The following is a 2,328-nucleotide window of genomic DNA, read 5'->3' on the forward strand; positions in this document are numbered from 1 at the left end:
CATTTTGCCAGAGGATTAGATAAGTAAACGTTTCATTTCAAGTGTCTTATCTAATACTCTGGCTCAGGAAAAATGATCACTTATTTTTGCCCCACTACTTAGGTTACAATGAATTTATTATTTGATCACGATCAATTTTCTATTGATCAATTGATGTCCACTTATAACCCTACAGTAGTAAACTCCCCCAGCGAGGTTCTCCGCATTCACATCAGTGTTGTAGGGTACATTTTGTTCTACACTTCCCTCAAATAATGTTTTTATTTTCAGACCAGTCAGGGTACACAAGTCAACAACCAGGTGAGCACTCGGGCCGGTATTCAGAAATTCAATTTTCGCAGTACTCGTCAGTGGGTTTGGATAAATCAGGATGCTGATATTGGATGCTGCCTGCTCAAAGCTATTGGAAGAGGGCAGTGCAATATCCGAGGCAATACCTCCAGCAACCAAGGTTACCGTTTGACTGCAAGCGCTAACGCAGCCAATTGAGCTGGTCAGGGTAACGCAGTACCATCCAGCCTTGCGTACTTCGATGCACTGTTCCGTCGATCCGGTACTCCACAAATAATTGGCTATTCCAATAGGTGCACAGAGCCGGGTAGATTGGCCCGCGTTGATGATAAAAGTACCCGTAACTTGGCATTCTGGTGGCGAACTGAGGGTCACAGTGGCACTACAAGTACTCTTGCAACCATTTGAATTGGTGATGGTGACGCTGTAAATTCCAGCTTTGCGTACGGTGATGCACTGATTGATTGAGCCATTGCTCCACAAATACCGGCCAGCGTTGGCAGGAGCGCAAAGTTGGGTAGTTTGACCTACACAAATGTCCAAATTTCCAGTAATTTCACATTTGACCACCGGGACAACCCGCAGCATTTTGCTGCAAAAGCTGGTGCAACCAGCAGCATTGGTGACTGTGACAGCATATGTCCCTGTTTTTCCTACATCAATGCATGAAGTTGTCGAGCCATTGCTCCACAAATAGGCAACGCCTTTCGTAGACACACAAAGCTGGGCAGTTACACCCTCGCAGATGGTTGAAGGCCCTGTGATATCGCAGCTGAAAGCCGGACTAACCGAGATGGTTTTGCTGCATATGCTGGTACAACCCACTGAATTGGTCAGCGTAAGTGCATAAGTACCGACTGAACTTACTTCAATACATTTGGTGCTTTCGCCGGTACTCCACCAATAATCCATGGCACCGGCGGCGGCACAAAGTTGGGTCTTTTGGCCTTGCTCACAAATGACATCCTTGCCTGTAATCACACAAGCCTGGGTATCCATCTTTATCGTTTTACTGCAACTGATGAAACAGCCTCCTGGATAGGTTAGGGTGACTGCATAGGTTTTCGCTGATCTTGCATCAATGCAAGTCGTTTTTTCACCCGTACTCCATAAGTAGTCAATTGCACCTAGAGGGGCGCAAATCTGTACAAATTGACCTCCCCGGCAAAAGATGTCATTTCCTGTGATCAAACAATTGATCTGGGAAACAAGGGTAACCGTGGCACTGCACCTACTCACGCATCCCCCAGCATAGGTTGCCACAACCGAATAAAGTCCAGTTTTGCTTGCATCGATGCACGTAGTGGTTGCTCCCGTACTCCATAGATAACTTACAGCGCCTTCGGGGGCACACAAGCGGGTAATTTGGCCTTCTGCACAAATAAAAGTGTTTCCGGAGATCAAACAATTGGCAGGGGTACTGATCGTCACCGTTTTGCTACAAGTACTGGTACATCCCAATGAATTGGTAACCGTGATGAAATAGGTTCCAGCAGTGGAGACATCGATGCAATTGGTCGTTGCACCGGTACTCCATAGGTAGCTGGATGACCCCGCTGGCACACAAAGTTGGGTGCTTTGGCCTTCCTCACAAATGGAATTGTTTCCAGTAATTGTACAAGACAAGGGCTGGCCGGCAGCAACAGCTTTTCGGCAAGTACTTACACAACCGTTGGCATCGGTGACCGTCACCGCATAAGTGCCTTCATTTTTCACCTCTATACAATTGGTTTTCGCACCAGTATTCCATAAATAGGAAACCGCACCTGAAGGTACACACAACACCGTTGGTTGATCTGGACAAATTGAACCACTTGAGGTCATTTGACAAGTAGCAATTTTGCTCACCACGATGGTTTTGCTACAAGTACTGGTACATCCTCCATTGGTAATCGTAACGGAGTAATTGCCCGCTTGATTTACATCAATACAATTGGTAGTCGCGCCAGTATTCCACAAATAACCTGTTGATCCTGCGGGTACACACAACTGCGTAAATTGGCCTGCGCAAATGGAACCATTGCCCGTGATCTGGCA

General features: G+C 46.6%; 1 protein-coding gene. It reads right to left on the minus strand.

Features of this window, described 5'->3' with window-relative positions; all coding sequences use genetic code 11:
* Window positions 1-117: 117 nt before the first annotated feature.
* A partial coding sequence (locus ABW391_RS26080) for a T9SS type A sorting domain-containing protein (RefSeq protein WP_353484844.1) occupies window positions 118-2,328 on the minus strand: 2,211 nt, incomplete at its 5' end.

Origin of the sequence: Haliscomenobacter sp. (genome assembly GCF_040403615.1) — a bacterium.
GTDB lineage: Bacteria > Bacteroidota > Bacteroidia > Chitinophagales > Saprospiraceae > Haliscomenobacter.